This is a genomic window from Actinospica acidithermotolerans, from assembly GCF_018139625.1.
GTDB classification, from domain to species: Bacteria; Actinomycetota; Actinomycetes; order Streptomycetales; family Catenulisporaceae; genus Actinospica; species Actinospica acidithermotolerans.
The window spans coordinates 59,820-77,295 of record NZ_JAGSOH010000009.1 but is presented as its reverse complement, the minus strand read 5'-3'; the positions used below and the strand labels follow the sequence as shown (position 1 = coordinate 77,295).

Sequence of the window (17,476 nt, the reverse complement as noted above, 5' to 3'; positions counted from 1 at the left end):
TCGCGGGGGCGAATGGTCGGCAATTATACTTGATCCTAGCCAAGAGGGATACCTTCGTCAGCATTCAGCCGTCTTGCCGACTTCCATACCCCCTCGAAACTCTCATTGTACAAATCAAACCAGCCCCCCTCTTCGCCGTAGCGCAGGTGCAGTAGCGGATTGGCGCTCGCGGGTTGCCCCCAGACATGAGGATTGATCAGGGCCTGACTGTCGAATCGGAACAGCGAAGCATAGAGGGTTGCCCCGTGAAGGCGGACTTCGCACCCCTCTGTGCTTAGAAGGTCGAGATAGTAGGTCAGCGACGCCTTAATCTTCATCGAGAGCGTGCCGTGCAGCTTCTCCTCGGTGTCGCGGATCGCGACGGCGTGACTCGCCGGGTCTCCAAAGCACAGGCGGATGCGAACGCCCTCTGCGGCGCGGCGCGCTAGCGTCGCAGCGATTCGGGGGACGACCTGAGCGAAGAACGAGCCGGAGTACACCAGAAGATCGATGTTCTCTTCCGCCCCTTCGAGGAGAGAAATCCAGGTTTCCCGCGGAACGCAGGCTCGATTCGGGTAGGTGGCGATCAACTCCACAGCCTGGTACCGGTAGGCCGCTGGGCCAGTGTGCTCGTCGGGCCAGAGTTCGACCTCTTTCACACCAAGGGCAGCGGCGGCGAGGGCGCGCTGCCTGGCCCGGGGTCGGCGGCCGGGGTTGATCCAGCGCTCGACGGTCTTGCGGTCCACCTGGCAGGCCTCGGCGAGGCGCGTGGCCTCCACGCCCCGCTCCCGCATCACTCGCCGCAGTCGATCGTTCACGCTGGTATTGAAGCGAGTCGGCGATCCACCGGCCAAGGCCGCGAAGTTGCAACCTGCGATCGTCGATTGTCCAGGCTCTCGAAGCGAGGCAACCTCGGGGTGCCTACGCTGTAAGGAGCGCGCGTAGACCGGCAGCCGCGAGACACGGGGCCGCGCGCCCACGTCTTGGAGCAAACCTCTGCAACTTGCCAAGCTCAGCATCAGTCAAGGGCTGGCAAGGACGCTCCAGGGACACTCGGAGGCGTTGAGAGCGTGACGCGGACGTCCTCGGAGTCGTCGAGCAGACCCTTATCATCAGCCTCTTTCAAGCCGCACCACCGCTGCAGTACAGGTTGACCTCGGGCATTTCGGAATGGTGCTTCGGCCGCCGAAGGTCAGCCCGCAGCCCATAGGTACAGCAAGGGACGTGATGGGGACGCCTAACGGACGCTTAGGGACACTTAAAAGGCCGCCAGTCAGCGGTTACAGCGTCCCATGCTCCGGGGTGATGATCGGTGTGGCGGCCAGGCGAAGGACGCTGGGATCCGCAAGACTCGGCGTGTCACCGCGTCGCCCGCCGGGCCGACGCGATCCGTTGATCGATGGAAAGCAGAGTCATCCCATGCCTGAGAAAGTCGTCAAGGACAAGGTCCTCGTCTACGTGGTGCGCGACGGGAACCTGCTGGTGTTCCGGCACACCGACTACTCGTACGAGGAGGTCGGGATCCAGGTTCCGGCCGGCAGTATCCGCCCCGGGGAGTCGCCGGAGGACGCGGCGTTGCGTGAGGCCAGCGAGGAGACCGGTCTGGCCCAGTTCAAGATCGTGAAGAAGCTGGGCGAGGTCGAGTACGACATCACGCCCTACCGGTTCGAGATCCAGCACCGGCACGTCTTCCATCTCGAACTGCTCGAGGAGGCGCCGGAGCGGTGGGCCAGCCAGGAGGACCACGACGGCCAGGGCGATCCGACGCACTTCGAATGCTTCTGGATTCCGCTGGAGGCCGCGCACATTCTTCAGTCCGGGCAGGGAGCCCTGCTCGGCCGCTTATACGAGAGCTGATAGCCGGACGCGCCGAAAGGCGGCGCCGCCGGGCCTTCCGGGGAGGCAGTAGATGACCAGCACCGCCGTGGACGAGGAGATCGAGCAGCTCTACCGCTCGCTCAACCCAACGGAGCTCGACAGCGCAGTCTCCGTGATCGTGAAGCTTCGCGGAGAGACGTGCGACATCGACTGCGTCTACTGCTACGAGAAGCGCAAGGAATCGCCCGGCGGTCTGCGGATCGCCGCCGACCAGGTCGGCCGGATCACCGAGCTGTTCGGTCAGCGGCCCCTTGCCGTGGAACTACACGGCGGGGAGCCGCTGACCATCGGCAAGGTCGGCATGCGAGCAATTCTCCAGGAACTGGCCGTTTCACCGACGGTCGTGCGCGTGAGCATGCAGACCAACGCGGTCGCGCTCGATGACGAGTGGCTCGACCTGTTCGAGGATTACTATCCGCAGCTGAAGCTGGGCGTGTCCCTCGATGGAGACGCGCACGGAAATGCGTGGCGCGTCGGTTACGACGGCGCGCCGGTCTACCCCCGGGTCGTTGCGGCTCTCGAGCTTCTCGCACTGCGTGGCTGGAAGGTCGGGATCATCGCGACCGTAACCTCGGCGCTTCTCGGTCGGCCCGAGGCCGTCATCGACCACCTGGCGTCGTTCGACGCGGTCAACGCGGTCAAGTTCGCTCCGTGCTTCGACGGGGCGGTGCGCCGGCCGACCGCCGCCGACTCCTCCAGGCTGCCAGGCAGCCGGGTCCTGCAGCGCAGCGCCGTCTCCGATCAGGCGGCACCCGCGTGGTCGGTCACGCCCGATCAGTTCACCGAGTTCGTTCTGCGGGCCGGGGCGCGCTGGGTCGAGGCCGGGTACCACCGGCGGATGAGCCTGGAGCCGGTTGTCTCCACGATCCGGCGCCTGCGTGGACTGCCGTCAGGGTACTGCCACTTCAGCGATCTCAAGTGCCAGCACGTGTTCACCCTCTATCCGGACGGCCGGTTCGGGGGATGCGACGAGTTGGACTGGCCTGCCGCAGAGCTCGGCGGTCTCGAGCGCCTCGACTCGCCGGCGGCCGTGTCTGCAGCTCAACTCGCTTCCCCCCTGAACCAACGCCTGCGCTCGCTGATGGCGAAGTGCGTCGGGTGCTCGTATCGGGACACCTGCGTCGGCGGATGTTTGGCCACGCGCCTGCGCGCGGCCGAGCCGGAGCAGGACGAGGACTACTGCGCCCACCGCATGCGCCTGATCGACGGGGTCGCGGGCCTGCTCGCTGCTCCCGGGCAGGTGGGCGCCGTGACCTGCCGTACGCTGCGCTGGAGGCCGCGCGTAGTCAACTCCATGCGCGATGTCGCCGCGTTCACCCGCCGGTGGGACGACCCGGCCGCCGAGCGGGCCCCGGCGCGGCTCGTGCACAGCGCCTACGGCAATATCAACACCGTCGGGCTGCCAGGCATCCACGAGGCGGACGATCTCGACCCGCGTCACCCGCAATGGGACGCCGCGATCGAGCCGGGCGTCAAACCGCTCGTGAACCTGGCTGTGGCGCGGTGGAACGCAATCACATACGACAGTTGCGCTGGCCACGCCTACGACGGCCTCGAGTTGGACCCGCGTATCCGCCAGCTCGGCATCATCCCGCGCGGCCGGCGCGAGTACCAAGCGGTCGCGAACGCGCTGTGCCGCGTTGCGACGAACGTCGCGGGGCAGCTTCCGAGCCCGGTCGCGCTCGTAATCGGCCGTGCCGAACTCCAATGCGAGTCTGCAGGCACCCGCAGCCCCGTGCTCGACCTTCGGCTCGAGCCGAGCTGCCCGTCGGCGTGGCAGGACTACTTCGCCCACCTCGACGCGGCCACCGCGCTCGTCGCTGAGGCGATGCGCATGACCCGCCCACAGGACGCGGAACCGTGCCCGTGCCGGCAGGAGGGGCGCGGCGCATGACTCCGGAGCAGATACTCGGCCTCCACCAGCTCCTTGGGAGGATCGGCTACTTCCACGCGCTGTTCATCGAGCCGGTCATCGTCGAGCATCCCGACGCGGTGGCCTTTGCGCCCGCCCGGACCTGCTGTCTGCACAGCGGCGCGCATTTGGATCGCCCGGTACCGCGGGACGTGCTGTGCTCGAGCGCGTGGGAGCTACTCCCGCGGATCGCGGAACAGCACGGCGCCGGCCCTGCCTGCCCAGCCGACAACCTGGGGTGTTGCGCGCCGTGCACGGTCGCGCGCAGCGCCGAGACGATCGCGGCCACCTGGATCCTCGCCCAGGCCGCCGCGCTTAGTGCCAGCGTCCCGCACGACCACGCCGCCCAGGCCATTGCACGCGTCCTGGCCCACGCCTTCGCCACGCAGTATGACGCCGACTGCGAGCAACTCGACCGCGACACTACGCCCGCAGCGACGATCCACCTGGCTGAGGCGCACCCGCTGCCTCTGACCGCCGAGCTCCTCGGCTGCTGGGCCGACCCGGCGACCGCACCGAGTGGGCGCCTGTACACGTGGCTCAACCACTGCTCGGGCGTGGACGATATCCGCCGCATCACCCTCTTACGGAGCGCTGCATGAATCGAGCACCGATCCACCTCGCCGAGACACTCACCGTCGGCAGCATCGAAGGATTCCTCACCGCCCCCGAGATCGCCCGCCTCGAGACTGTGATGACTGAGCACATGCGGGCCACAGGCGGCGACAGGTTCGGAGCCGGACGTACCGAGAGCATCCACGAGATCCCCGGGCGCACCGCGGCCGAAGCGATGGCCTTCTACGAGCCGGCCGGGCGGATCGAGGTACGCCAACTGCCGAGCGACGCCGAGGCCCTGCTGCAGAGCGCGTTCGAGCGCGCGCGCGAGCCCCTGTCGCGAGCGTTGCCCTCGGTCACACTGTGCCGTCCCTGGACATACGTCGAATACGGTCCCGGCCAGCACATCACCGCGCACCTCGACGGCATCGCCCCCGACCCCCTGAGCTGGCCGCGGCAGATCGCCGGCATCAGCGTCTTGATCACCGAGGCCGAGCAGGGCGGCCGGTTCCAGGTCGAGACCACCGCGGACCCCTGTCTGTGGACCGATAAGGCCGCCGAACCCGGGGACGGCTACGCCCCGGGCATGGCCTTCGCACGCGATGGAGCCGACCGCTCGGCCGCGTGGTTCACCGCCGCTTCGCGCACTGCGTGGACGGCCGAACCTGCAGCGGGGACCGCGCTGCTCTACGGATCCCAACTCGCCCACGCCACCACCCCCGTCCTCGCCGGCCGCTCACGCAAGTTCATCAGCTGGCTCGCCGCGGCCTAGCCGCTCACTCGCATTCGCCCAGGAGGCAGGAACCGATGCTCCTCGCCCTCGAAGGAATCGCCGGCGCAGGCAAGAGCACCGTGCGAGACCGCCTTCTCTCGCTCACCGCCGACCGGTCGCAACCCGCCGTCGACCTCGGCCAGTTCTCCTGGCTCGACCCCGACGCCACCCGTACACTCATCCAACTGCGCGCGGGAGGCAAGCCGGGCGGGGCCCTCGACGCCGCACGCCGCGACCTCGGCCTTCACGTCACCTACAACCTCGCCCCGGCCCGCGCCGCCGGCCTCGTCCTGGCCGACAGATGGATCATCTCTACCGCGTGCCTGCTCGCTCTCTCTGGTCGGCGCGGCGTCGACTACCACCTCGCCGAATTGGCCGCGCAGACCTCCGCCCATCCCGAGGTCACTGTTCTGCTGACCACGCCGGCGCACGTCTGCCTCGCCCGGATCTGGCGACGCGAAGCCGGTCGGCGATTCGTCGAAGAACCGCGCATCGCTTCGCAGCTCGCCGAACTCTACGAGCGAGCAGCCTCGGCTTGGACGCGGCTGACCGGCGCCACCGTCGTTCGCCACACCTGCCGCACCGAAGAGGACCTGGAATCGATCACCAGCCGATGTCTCCATCTCATCGGAGAGCACACCATGCCGGGAGAACCCGATGCGCCTTGACCCTCTGCACCCTGCCGCGTGGGTCGTCGACCTGGTGGCCCGAGAAGGCTGGGTAGTGCACGACCTGCTCGCCTTCACCCGCTCGAGCACTCTGCTGTACGCCTCTAAGCCCGACGCTCCCGCGATTGTCATGAAGGTCGGATTTGGCAGCAACCACGTCCTGCACCAGATGCCGGAGCCCGAGCGGCCCACCGCTTACGGCTTCTACTGGTACAACCAGCTCACCGAGCCGGAACGGGCACTCGCCCGCGAGGACTTCCTGCACGAACGCGAACTCGCGCTCGAAGCCTCCGGTACCTGCGGCATCGTCCCCGTGATCGACGTCGGCGAATTCGACGGCTTGCCCTGGTACACGATGCCCCCCTGCGACGGCGGCAACTTCCGGACCCATCTGCTCGCACCGGACCGGCCGGCAACCGACCTGGAGATGCTCGCGGACGCTGCTAACGCAGCCGCCGCACTGCACGAGCACGGCATCGTCCACCGTGACATCTACCAAGAAAACATCTTGATCCATCAACGCCGGGGCCTGATCACCGACCTCGGCGCCGCCCACCGCATCGGAGAGCCGCGTGGGCCGCGCACCCGGCCCCCGGAGCCCCATTGGCCGCCGGAGTACTGCTCCGACTATGCCGCCGCCGCTCCGGCCGCCGACGTCTTCAGCCTCGCCGTCCTCGCCTACCGGTTCATCGTCGGGGACCTGCCCCGACTCGGCAGCACCAACGAGCTGGGCCGCATCCCGACCGAAGCACGAGACGCGATCACCCGATCACTCGACCACAATCCTTCAGCCCGGCCGAGCGCGCACGAACTCGCCGACGCCCTCAAGCACGCCGCCCACCTCTGAGCAGGAGGAGTTCGCTGATGCGACCGCGGGAGCGAGCACCGCCCCATATGTGCCACCAGCCCCTTCCGAGCACGACGCTCCATCCCGTCCGACCCACCCGACAGAAGGAGATCAGCATGTCGCAGACCCTCGAGCAGACCGACGACACGACGATCGAGGAGTTCCTGGCCGCCGTCGACGACCTGCGCGGCGACGACACCACCGTTCGCACCACCGCGCACACCTCCAGCGTCTCCGCCGAAGGCTGGAGCCTCGAGCCGGCCGCCACGGCCGCCAGGTAACAACACGCACCCGGTCGACCCGACCATCGGCACACCGGCCGTCCGCCACCCGCACGTGGCGGACGGCCCCGGTCCCAACGGAGCACCCATGACCGAACTCAGTACCCTGACCGCGCCGATCGACGCAGAGGTCGCCCGCTGGCGCGCCGACCAACTCCCGCGCATCCATCGCGTTCTGGACTCCAGCGCCGGCGGCACCGCAGCGACCGCCAACGCGCCGGGCAGCCTCGCAGTCGAATTCGCAATCGACCACCACCGCCTGCAAGGCGCCGAGGACGCCGCACGTTCACGCGACGCCAGCTCCCTGGGCTGGTATCGCAGCCACGACGCTGCCAGCTTCGGAAACCTGCGGCTCCCCGAGCCATGGCAGGGACACATCCTGCCTCACATCGATCCGGCGAGCCTCGAGAACTCGCCCATTGCCGATGCCCCGTACTACCTGTTGGGCCAAGAATCGCGCCCCGCAGAAAGCGAACTTCAACACTTGGCCCTGGCGGCGCTGAGCGCCGCAGCACGCGAAGGGTTCGGACCGCTCATCGACCAGCACGCCGCGATCATCTGCCTCCTGCGAGAACGCGTGATCGGACAGACCATGGCCAGCTGGTCCATCACACGGCTGCCCGGCACGGTCTACACCGACCACGCCGGCGACCCGTACATCCTCGGCCGCGACCTCGTCCACGAAGCCGCACACAACTGGCTCAATTCCGCGCTCACGCTTCGTCGCATCAGCCTCGACGACCAGACCTGGTTCTACTCGCCCTGGAAAGAGCTCAAGCGGCCGGCCTTCGGCTACCTCCACGCCTGCTGGGCGTTTCCCCTCACCATGATTTACGCCTCCGAAGTCCTCCGCCATCTAGACGGCCCCGTCGCCGACTTCCTCGCCACCTACCTGGACAAGCAGACGGCGCTGCTCGCCCACACCGACACAGACCACGAACGCGCCGTGGCAATGGTAAGCGATGCGTCCCTGCAGAATGTCCTGCGGACGGTGTACGTCAAGGCGCGAGCCCTGTGATCTCGCCCGCGATCAGCGTCTCCGTCTCCCTGCCCGACGACACAAACTTCAACGTCGCCCGCGGCCACTCCATCATCGAGCACGGCCTCCCCGCCGACCCCGATACCCGTTTCAACGTCGGGTCAGTGGCCAAGCAGATCACCGCCCACCTCGTCATCGACGCCGCTCGGCAGCGAAAAATCGATCTGACCGCCCCAGCCCGCACCTTCCTACCCAGACTCGTCGTCGACGACGTCACCGTGGCCGATCTCATCACCCACACCTCCGGAATCCGCGACACCGAAGCCATGCTCTCCCTGTGCGGATACCGGGACCTCGACCACTACACGGCCACCGACCTGCTGACCCTCGCCTACCGCCAACAACGGCGATGCGCCCTACCGGGGCAGTTTCTCTACAGCAACACCAACTACCTCCTCCTGGCCGCCATCCTCGAATCCGTCCACGACCCTGGATTCGACGAACTCGCCGGAAGCAGCCTCTTCAAGCCGCTGGGCATGGCCGCCACAGCTTTCCGGCCAGATGCCCGGGCACCGATCGCACACGCGGCCTCGTCCTACGAGGCGACGGGATCCGGCTTCACTAGCGGCCAGCGCCCGGTCGCCATCGCCGGCCCAGGCTCGCTCTGGACGACCCCGTCCGACCTGCTGATCTGGCTCCGACACCTGACCTCGGTGATAGCACCTCACTGGCCGGCACGACTACCGCGCGCAGCAGAGATCGCATACGTGCCGTGCGGGCGCGGCCACACCTACGGCCCGGGCCTGTTCGCCATAAACAACCAGTCCCAGCCGGCCGTCTTCCACAACGGCCACGAGCACGGATATTCAGCATCGACATACCTGCGAGGCGACAATCTCGCCCTCGCCTGCGCGAGCAACGCGGACTGGATCCCGGCCGACAAAGTCATGGCCGAACTCGTTCGCACCCGATGCACCCCCGAGGATGTCGAGATGCTGGTGGGCGAGTACATCACCCACCAGCCGCGTGAAGGATCGTTCGAAGCGCCCACCGCATCTGGGGAGCCGCTCGAGGATCTGGGCCGCTATCACGCACGCGAACTGCCGGGCTCCATCAGACTCGGGCGCCACCCCCACGGCCTGTCGGTCATCAGGCGCGGCACCGTCGACAACCTCCAGCCAGATCCCACACGGCCGCGGAGGTTCACCGGACGAGGGATCGCCATCACACTGGCCTCGCCCGGGATTCACCCGCCTGACGAATTCGTCCTGGATCTCGACCGCGCACCAGGCATCCACTATCTGCGGGCTGGCGGATAACAGCCGTCTGGCGCTCCGCTCAGCAAGACAGCGGGACAGCTACGGCGCCAGCCCACTACAAGCAAGCCGGCGTCCACGAAGGAGGGGCTGCCGCGATACACGGCCGCAGTTTTCGATTTTCGTACAGCCCGGCGCCCAGAGCCACAGAGACCGTCGGACGCTCGCCCACCACCGAGATTCCTGCAGCGGCCAAGTTCTGGAAGTGACATCAAGCGAGAGGAACGCCGATGCACGATGGCAAGCAGAGTCCCAACAGCAAATATTTCCACGTCATCGTGCTCTCGAACTTCGCCAGGGGCTTCGACAAGTACGCCTTCACCTACGGCAAGGCGGGGATTCCGGAAAGCACCTTCCCCGACCGGTTTCACCTGCTGACCCGCTCGGAGCTGGGTATCGGCATCGACAAGGCGCGAACCCTGCTCGAGCGCCTGGCCATCCCGGGCGACCGACTGCTGGTACTTGAGACGACAGTGGACCCGCGCGAGTTGGTGCCGAACGTGGCAACCGGCCTCGGCAGAGAACTGCATCAGGATCGCATCCGGTTGTCGGCCGTCCACGAACTCGACGAGGACTGCGACACGTCCGCTCTGTTCCCAACGACCGTCGAGGACGCCATGGCGGCCTCCCTCGGGCTACACCGCATCGCGCTGCCCCGGTACGCCGACATACGACCGCGCTCGGTGTCACTCCTGCCAGTCGCCTCCGCATGCCAGGCTCGATGTCCGTTCTGCTTCTCCTCGGCGTCGATCTCCAGCGATCAAGCAGCCTCACAGATTCCCTGGGATGCGAATGCCCGCTGGATCGAGCGTGCTCGTGCGGCCGGTGCCGAGCGCGCCGTGATCACCGGCGGAGGCGAGCCGACGCTTCTGCCGTTCGATCAGCAGCTTCGGCTGGTGTCCGCGTGCTCGCAGGCCTTCCCGAAGGTCGTGCTGATCACCAACGCACACTCTCTGTCGAAAGGCGAGCACACCGACCGGGCCGAGCGTCTGGAAGCCCTGAGCGCCGCGGGCCTTAACGTGCTGGCGATCTCCCGGCACCACCAGGACGAAGCCGTCAGCGAGCGGCTGATGATGCTGCGCACCCCGGCCAGCGCCCTGCTCCAGACGGCGCAGTCGGAACGCGACCGCTGGCCTGGACTGCGAATAAGGCTGATCTGCGTGCTGCAGCGCGGCGGCGTGGTCGACGCGGCCGGCGTCGCCGACTACCTTTCGTGGGCGGGGACGGTCGGTGTCGAGGAAGTCTGTTTCAAAGAGCTGTACGTCTCCACCAGCACCGAGTCGCTCTACTTCGACCGCGCCGCCAACCTCTGGAGCAGAGAGCACCAGGTCTCGCTGTCCGTGGTCACCCGGTTCGCCGAACAACACGGCTTCGAACTAGCCAGTCGCTTGCCCTGGGGCGCACCTGTCTATCGCGGCGACTGGGACGGGCGACCGATGCGGATAGCCGCATACACCGAGCCGAGCCTGCTGTGGGAACGCACCAACGCGATCGCACGCAGCTGGAACGTCATGGCCGACGGACGCTGCTACGCCTCCCTGGAAGACCGAGCCAGCGAGATCGTCTCGATCGGCCAGGCGGCATGAGATTCGACGAACTCCAGGCGCTCCGGCGAGGTCAAATCGGCGCCTCACCACCGCTTCTCGACGCCGCCGAGACCAACGTCTACCGGACACTTGCCGCCCTGCGGCCCGAACCGCCCCGGGACACGAGCGGGACCACCGTGCACCGCTGTGACCTCGCCCGCACATGGCTGCGCCACTTCGAACTTCCGGCCGAGCTCGCCGCCCAAGCCGTGATCAGTCGAGGGGTGCGCCACGGGCTCGGCATGGTCTTCCAGTGGCTAAGCGCCTTGCACCCGCGTTTGTGGCTGCCAAGCGACGTCTACCCGGTGTACTTCGACCTCGCGCAGGCTGCAGGTATCTCACCCGCCACCTACCCAACGCTGCCGAAACCGACCCTCCCGTGCACCACGCCGGACAGCTCTCCCGAGTACCTGCTGCTCACCAACCCCAGCAAGCCCCTCGGCCGACACCTCTCGGACGCTGAGTGCACTGCAGTAATCGCATGGCTGCAGGAATCTCCCAACCGCAGACTCCTGATAGACACCGTGTACGACCTCGGAGTCCCCTTCGCCGCCGGCACACGACGGCTGTTGGGTACCGGCCGCGCAGTCATACTGCATTCGGTCACCAAGGGCTGGCTATGGCCACGCACGTTCGGCGTAGTCTTACTGGGCCCGGAGGACACAGAACTAGCCGACACGCTCCGAGCGGACCCGCCATCGCCAGCTCAACTACGGCTCGCCGAGCACCTCCTGACCGAACACGACTCCACACCCCAGCGAGTCGTCACCGCGCTGGCCGCGAGGGCGCATCGGCTGTTCGAACGACTGCCTGAAGAGGTACTCGCAGCGATCCCACCAGTGACCCGAACATATCCCGGAAACTACTTCTTCCCGGTGGAAATCCCGGCAGAGACGCTCCGACACGAGTACCGCATACTCGCCATGCCGATCAGCGTGTTCGGCGAGAACAACTGGCCTGGCTCGGTCCTGACCAGCCTCGCCGTGACCTTCGACTCCGAGTCCGCCGCGGCGTGAGGACGCCGAAACTCAAATACTGCATTGGAGCCGCTGATGGTTGAAGGATCCAGCCGCCCTAGTATCAGAACTTGTGGCACCGCTCGGCGCGAGGCACTTTCGGCTAGAGTCGTTCTCAAGCCGGACGGGTTTGCCAGAACTCTCTCTGTCTCTGAGGCACTCGCGGTGGCAACAGAGTGGAACGGCCTGCTGGACGCACTAGCCGCCACATCAACGAGTGACACTGCCGGTCCCGGACTTGTCGCCGAACTTCCGTTAATCATCGCCGGACGCCAGAGCTACAGAGACGGCTACAGCCTCGGGGCATGGCGGGCTCAGGCTCGTGAGTGTCAAAGACTGACGGCCCCTTCGGCCTCCACAAGTGTGCATGATATGCATACCGCGATACTCAGCAGTCTTAACCTTGAGTGCTCTTCGCGCATCACGATGCGTCTAAGCGTCGAGGAAATCGAGGCCATCTACGGACCAAGCCAATGGTTCGCGGAGGACCCGGCCGCGTTGACTTCATACATGCGCAGCGGCCCCGTTGTTAAAGAAACGTGGCGCGGGGTGCACATAGAAATGGCACTTCTTGTGAAATTCGCGATTCGATATGCACTCGGAATCGGCGGCCGATACAACCTTGTCCACTGCGACCTCGTCGCCACCAGTTCGTAGCTGGCCTGAGCGTCGTGCGCTGCGGCGACACCGAGGCGGCGCCCCCCTGCTGCCGTAGCCTCAGTCGTCACTGCGGGGCACCTTTCTGATCTCGGCCTGCGGCACGATCCCGCCGCGCGAAGGGCTGAAGCGGGCAATCTGATAACAGAGTGCTAAGGGATACGCACGTGCTGTACAATCTGGGTTCTGATTCTCAATCCTCACACCGATTGGGACTCAATCCACGAAGCACCCTGGGCCGTCGGCGGGCGGAGACGTGAGGATCTCCCAGCGGATCGGCCTCTGTGCCGCCTCCGTCGGTCCGGCTGGCGTCGTTCGGCTCTCCGAGGCACATCGAGTTGGCGAAGCAAATGGGGAGGAGCGTATATGAACGAGCGAACCGTACTCGAGGCGCTGGAGCCGATCGGATCCAGCACGGCCCTTGACACCTTGGCGGGAGGGCCGCGAGCGATCGAGTGTCCCAACCTGGGAAGCGGCCGTCTCGTGTTCCCGCGGTATCGGGAAGTTCGCCAACTGATGCGCGATCCGCGATTCCTATGCGCGCCGACTGCTCACGGCATGCTGGAGGAACTGCCAATCGACCTGCGCGAACTCTTGGGGCCGGTTGCCTCGTGGATCCTCTACACAGACCCCCCGGCCCACGCCAGGCTTCGCAGCGTCATGTCCAAGGCCTTCACCCCACGCCACATTTCCATGCTCCGGGAGCCGATAGCCGCGGAGGCTGAGGGGCTCGTCTCGTCATTCGTGCGGGCAAGCGGCGGCGATGCGGCTTCCGGACCGGCCGACCGGCTGCCGGTACTAACGATCAGCAGACTGATGGGTCTCGACCCTTCTGCGTCGGCGCAGCTCAAGAACTGGTCAGACGATGTCGTGCTTCTGACTGAGCCCAAGCTCTCGGCGAGTGAGCAGGCCCGCCTGGCAGAAGCGTGGCTTGGGCTTAGCGGCTATTTCGCCGAACTCATCAATTCGCGGCGGCGCTCTCCGGGCCAGGACGTCGTTTCCGCGATGGTGCACGCCGAAGCGGACGGGGCGCGCCTTGGCGAGGACGAACTCCTAGCGAACTGCATCGCGCTACTCGTCGGCGGCCACGAGACCACCAGTAGTCTGCTCTCCTCCCTCGTTCTGGCGGCCATAGAGCATCGAGATGCGCGCGAGCGAGTGACGCACGACCCCGCGTATGCGGCGGGCTTCGTCGAAGAGGTGCTACGCCTGTCCGGCCCTTCGAAGATTACGGCCCGCACAGCCGCGTGCGAAGTTCTGCTGGCCGGCACACGCGTGAGAGCAGGGCAACGGGTGATCCTTTTGCAGGCCTCCGCGAACCGGGACCCGGAGGCGTTTGCAGACCCAGCCGAGTTCCAGCCGGCCCGAAGTCCCAACCCACACGTGGGCTTCGGGCTCGGAGCTCACGCGTGCTTCGGCGCCGCCCTGGCGCGAATGCAGGCCGTCGCCTTCCTGCGGTCCCTTATGAAGCACATTGACAGCTTCGAGCTCGATCCATCCCAGGTCAGGTGGAAGCCATCCCAGGTGCTCCGCACTCCCGCGTATATCCCCTTACGGGTCACATCTCCTAACCGGAGCCACACATGATCCTTACCGGTCAGCGGATTGCACAAGGTATCGAGGCTGGGCAGATCTTGATCGACCCGTTCCGGCCAGAGGCGCTTAACCCGAATAGCTACAACTACCAACTCGGCCCGCTCATCAAGGTCTACGACGCGAGCCGCCGCGCCTTTCACGACTCTGTGCTGCCAGAGGACGGCTTCGTGCTGGATCCCGGCGTCATGTACCTCGGACACACCGCGGAGGTCATCGGGAGTACGCAGTACGCGATGAAGTTGATCGGGCGGAGCTCCATTGGCCGGCTCGGGCTGTTCGTGCAGGTCTCGGCGGACCTGGGGCACACGACCTCATGTCATCGCTGGACGCTCGAACTGGTTGCCGCGCGCCGGATCCGGATCTACCCGTACATGGTAATCGGGCAGGTCTCTTTCTGGCTCAACGCTGGCACGATCGAGCCTGCCCCGGCCGTGTACGCGCGATTCAACGGTCCACACGAGTCGATGATAGGAGCGAGCGGTGATCCTCACTGGAGCTGAAATCTCCAAGCAGGCCGGGCTGGGGCGAATCCGCATCGAGCCGTTCCAGCGGGAACGGTGTACGACCAACTCCTATGATCTCGCTCTCGGGCGTCGGTTGATCATCTACCGGGAGCAGGTGCTCGACCCACGGCACCAGGCGCAGTACGACGAGGTCGAGATGAGGGATTCAGGATTCGACCTTGCCACGGGCGATTTTGTCCTGGGCGAGAGCGCGGAGTCCTTCGGCAGCGACCACTACGTTCCGATGATCCACGCCAAGTCCGGCATCGCGAGACTCGGCCTGTTCGTCCACGTGACAGCCGACCTGATCGACCTGGGATTCTTCGGACAGTCCACGCTGCAACTGCACGCGACTCTCCCGGTTCGCATCGTCCCCGGCATGTTGATCGCCCAGGCCACCTTCTGGGTACCGCACGGCGAGATCTCGCTCTACCAGGGCAAGTATCAGCACGCTCGTGGACCGCAGATTTCCCGCAGCTACCAGGACCAACGCCCAGCGGAGATCACTCATGTATGACCAGCCATCAGCCGAATTCGTGGCCATCCAGCAGGCGGCGTCCTGCCCGTTCGCGGGCCGCGCTAAGGTCCACAGTGCCGCGCCCTTCGCAGGACGGGACGCACGAGCTGCCGGCGCCGCTGCCGTCACGGCGCTCAAGGCATTCGCGGCGCACGTCGAGGAGGAGGAACTCGACGGCTTCCTCATCGAATTGACCGACCCCGAACACGGCGAGAGCGCGGCGTCGCTCGCGGTAACGACCCGCGAGGTGATTAGCGGGCTTCTGGATGCCTCGGGTATGAGCGTTTCGGAGGCCTTCGCCGATGCCGACAACGAGCACTGGTGGTTGACCCTGTCGGGTACCCGATGGTTCGTTCTTGCCTTCGCCCCTTGCTATCCGGCCACTTCGACTCGCGCCACCTTCGGTTCTCAATCGACGTTCCTACTACTGCAACCAGTCGCTTCTTTCGACCGGCACGCAACGCCTCGCGGCTCAGTGATCCCCGAGGCCGTTCGCCGCGGGATCCAAAAGGCTTACACGACCTCCGGGCGCCCGTACGACACGGAACTGGCAATGCAGGACGTCGAGGCCCTGAAATTCGTTTGGCCGATGCCCGGAAGCGAGCGAAGCCCGATCCGCTGGTGGCTGGCGGCACGATGAGCACCATTCCCGAACTTGCCAGGCGCGCCGCGCAGCTACACGCGTCTTCTCCGCCTCGAAGTTGGAACGCCGCCAGGGAACTGCTGGAATCGGCGCAGTACCTGTTCCCGCCGCACTTGGACCAGACCCCGGCTGAGGCAGTCCTGATCATGGCCGGCATTGCCCGGCTGCTGGAGCGCGGCCCGGTCCCCGCCGTCGAGCTCCTTTCGCATCGGATGGAGGCCCAACAGCCCAGCGCCCTAATCCCCGCCTCGGCGAGCGGCCCTGCCGAGTACGACGTCCTGCTCCTGTCACTCGCGGCAGCAACTCCGCAAGGCGAACAACCGTGGCCAGCAGGCGAGGTGGACCACGATGCGCTGCGGGATGTCCTCACAGCACTGACCGGGCCGATCTCGTGCCGCGCAGCTGTACTTCGCGCGTGCGCCGTCGTATTCCTTCTCCGCCTTATGCCGTCGCTCGAAGATGACCGCCGCAGAATCGCCCTACGCCGCCTGGTGTGGCTGGCTGACCCGCGCTCCGAGAGCCCGCAGGAGCTTCTGCTCGCCCTGACTGGCCGTGGCGATCCGCTCGCTCCAGCACTCGAGACATTGGATCGCGACCCGTCCGGGCACGTACTTAACGCCTTCCCCCTCAAAGACTGGGCGCGTACTAGCGCGACTGGCGAACACCTCCGACTCGCCGGCCGGGTTCTCAACGTGCGCCGGCACAGCAAGGTGACGTTCGCAAATCTGGCTTGGGCGCAGCAGTCGGTCCAACTGTGTCTCGAATCTAAAGTCGGCCTGCGTTTACGTCCGGGCGACTTGGTCGTCGTTGATGGACAAATCCGCGCGACTCGGTCAGGGCAGCAGGCAATGTTCGTTGAGCACCTCGAATGCGGAATCCGGGGCGCAATACCTCGGCGACCCGCCCCGATGGACACGGTCGACGTGCTTGACCCGGTCCGTCGCTACCTCCAGAATGCCGGGTTCACTGAAGCCGTGACGCCCATCCTGAGCGATGGCTATCGCGGCGGCGCAGCTCGACCGTTCACGACCTGGGCTCACTCAGCGGAGAAGAACCAATACCTGCGTGTGACCACCGAACCAGCTCTCCTCGAACTGATCGCATCGGGCTATACCCGCTGCTACGAGATCGGCCCAAGCTTCCGCAACGAAGGACTACGCGGCCGGCCGGTCAAGGAGTTCACGATGCTCGAGGCCTATGCTGCCGATCTCGACCGGCCAGCCATGCTCGAACACGTCAGCCGCCTGATCACCGCAGCGTACCCCGGCGCACCAGCGCTACAACAATGGACATTCGACGACGCATTCCTGCACCTCAGCGGCCTGCGCACCTGCGACACGTCCGCCATAAGCGCCCTCGCAGCAACTCGAATCCCCGAGTACGCAGCCAGAACGAGCGATCCCGATCTCCTCGTTCGTCGGCTGTGGCGCAACGAGCTGCGCAGCCAGCTCACCGGACACATCGCGATCACCCAGATTCCCGGTCCCTCATCGCCCCTCATCGAGGGCGAGGGCCGAGCCGCCGCCCGCACATGGATCTACCTGCACGGTGTCGAGATTGCCGAGATCAGTCGAAATGAGCGGCGGCCAGACGTCCTGGCCGCAGCCTTCGCCCAGCAATTCGCGCGAGACCCCCACCCGGTCCACCGCGAATACCAGCAAATCCTCGACACCTTCACATCCGGCCTGCCTCCCGTGGTGGGCGTCGGCCTCGGCATGAACCGACTTGCCCACGTCGTAGATCGTCACCGAACCCGCCGGAGTTGACATCC

At 66.2% G+C, this 17,476-nt stretch carries 17 protein-coding genes; 16 read left to right on the top strand and 1 reads right to left on the bottom strand.

All coding sequences use genetic code 11. The annotated features are described in order from the left end of the window. Nucleotides 1–35: 35 nt before the first annotated feature. Nucleotides 36–797, bottom strand: a complete 762-nt coding sequence (locus tag KDK95_RS05845) for an XRE family transcriptional regulator (protein WP_212516980.1) — start codon at nt 795–797, stop codon at nt 36–38. 601 nt (nt 798–1,398) lie between these two features. Here KDK95_RS05845 and KDK95_RS05840 point away from each other — a divergent pair. The 16 genes from KDK95_RS05840 to KDK95_RS05765 all read left to right on the top strand — a co-directional run bounded on the left by KDK95_RS05840 (nt 1,399) and on the right by KDK95_RS05765 (nt 17,471). After that, the gene (locus KDK95_RS05840) at nt 1,399–1,836 is read left to right on the top strand and encodes an NUDIX hydrolase (protein WP_212516979.1); all 438 of its coding nucleotides are present in this window, start codon (nt 1,399–1,401) and stop codon (nt 1,834–1,836) included. A gap of 52 nt (nt 1,837–1,888) precedes the next feature. Beyond that, nucleotides 1,889–3,751: a radical SAM/SPASM domain-containing protein gene (locus KDK95_RS05835; protein WP_212516978.1), complete on the top strand. Its 1,863-nt coding sequence runs from the start codon at nt 1,889–1,891 to the stop codon at nt 3,749–3,751. Next, a complete protein-coding gene (locus tag KDK95_RS05830; RefSeq protein ID WP_212516977.1) occupies nt 3,748–4,371 on the top strand; it encodes a hypothetical protein in 624 nt (207 codons plus the stop codon). Before KDK95_RS05835 ends, KDK95_RS05830 begins: the two co-directional genes overlap by 4 nt. Continuing rightward, nucleotides 4,368–5,096 carry a 2OG-Fe(II) oxygenase gene (locus KDK95_RS05825; RefSeq protein ID WP_212516976.1) on the top strand — a complete coding sequence of 243 codons (729 nt, stop codon included), beginning with the start codon at nt 4,368–4,370 and terminating at the stop codon, nt 5,094–5,096. Before KDK95_RS05830 ends, KDK95_RS05825 begins: the two co-directional genes overlap by 4 nt. Nucleotides 5,097–5,131: 35 nt before the next feature. Further along, nucleotides 5,132–5,764, top strand: a complete 633-nt coding sequence (locus KDK95_RS05820; RefSeq protein WP_212516975.1) for a nucleoside/nucleotide kinase family protein — start codon at nt 5,132–5,134, stop codon at nt 5,762–5,764. Further along, nucleotides 5,754–6,611, top strand: coding sequence for a protein kinase domain-containing protein (locus KDK95_RS05815; RefSeq protein ID WP_212516974.1), 858 nt, complete (start codon nt 5,754–5,756; stop codon nt 6,609–6,611). The genes KDK95_RS05820 and KDK95_RS05815 overlap by 11 nt, the downstream gene beginning before the upstream one ends. Nucleotides 6,612–6,727: 116 nt before the next feature. Next, on the top strand, nt 6,728–6,892 hold the full coding sequence (locus KDK95_RS05810; protein WP_212516973.1) for a hypothetical protein: 165 nt from the start codon (nt 6,728–6,730) through the stop codon (nt 6,890–6,892). A gap of 88 nt (nt 6,893–6,980) precedes the next feature. Further along, a complete protein-coding gene (locus tag KDK95_RS05805; protein WP_212516972.1) occupies nt 6,981–7,910 on the top strand; it encodes an aKG-HExxH-type peptide beta-hydroxylase in 930 nt (309 codons plus the stop codon). Further along, nucleotides 7,907–9,190 carry a serine hydrolase domain-containing protein gene (locus KDK95_RS05800; protein WP_212516971.1) on the top strand — a complete coding sequence of 428 codons (1,284 nt, stop codon included), beginning with the start codon at nt 7,907–7,909 and terminating at the stop codon, nt 9,188–9,190. Before KDK95_RS05805 ends, KDK95_RS05800 begins: the two co-directional genes overlap by 4 nt. Nucleotides 9,191–9,417: 227 nt before the next feature. Beyond that, nucleotides 9,418–10,773: a radical SAM family protein gene (locus KDK95_RS05795; RefSeq protein WP_212516970.1), complete on the top strand. Its 1,356-nt coding sequence runs from the start codon at nt 9,418–9,420 to the stop codon at nt 10,771–10,773. Beyond that, entirely contained in the window at nt 10,770–11,789 is a 1,020-nt protein-coding gene (locus KDK95_RS05790) for an aminotransferase class I/II-fold pyridoxal phosphate-dependent enzyme (RefSeq protein ID WP_212516969.1), read from the top strand. The genes KDK95_RS05795 and KDK95_RS05790 overlap by 4 nt, the downstream gene beginning before the upstream one ends. Nucleotides 11,790–12,812: 1,023 nt before the next feature. Continuing rightward, nucleotides 12,813–14,033 (top strand): cytochrome P450, encoded by a 1,221-nt coding sequence (locus tag KDK95_RS05785; RefSeq protein WP_212516968.1) that lies wholly within the window; start codon nt 12,813–12,815, stop codon nt 14,031–14,033. After that, on the top strand, nt 14,030–14,542 hold the full coding sequence (locus KDK95_RS05780; RefSeq protein WP_212516967.1) for a dCTP deaminase: 513 nt from the start codon (nt 14,030–14,032) through the stop codon (nt 14,540–14,542). The genes KDK95_RS05785 and KDK95_RS05780 overlap by 4 nt, the downstream gene beginning before the upstream one ends. Beyond that, nucleotides 14,523–15,062, top strand: coding sequence for a dCTP deaminase (gene dcd, locus KDK95_RS05775; RefSeq protein WP_212516966.1), 540 nt, complete (start codon nt 14,523–14,525; stop codon nt 15,060–15,062). The genes KDK95_RS05780 and dcd overlap by 20 nt, the downstream gene beginning before the upstream one ends. Further along, a complete protein-coding gene (locus KDK95_RS05770) occupies nt 15,055–15,702 on the top strand; it encodes a YqcI/YcgG family protein (protein WP_212516965.1) in 648 nt (215 codons plus the stop codon). The genes dcd and KDK95_RS05770 overlap by 8 nt, the downstream gene beginning before the upstream one ends. Beyond that, on the top strand, nt 15,699–17,471 hold the full coding sequence (locus KDK95_RS05765; protein ID WP_212516964.1) for an amino acid--tRNA ligase-related protein: 1,773 nt from the start codon (nt 15,699–15,701) through the stop codon (nt 17,469–17,471). Before KDK95_RS05770 ends, KDK95_RS05765 begins: the two co-directional genes overlap by 4 nt. The last annotated feature ends 5 nt before the right edge of the window (nt 17,472–17,476 follow it).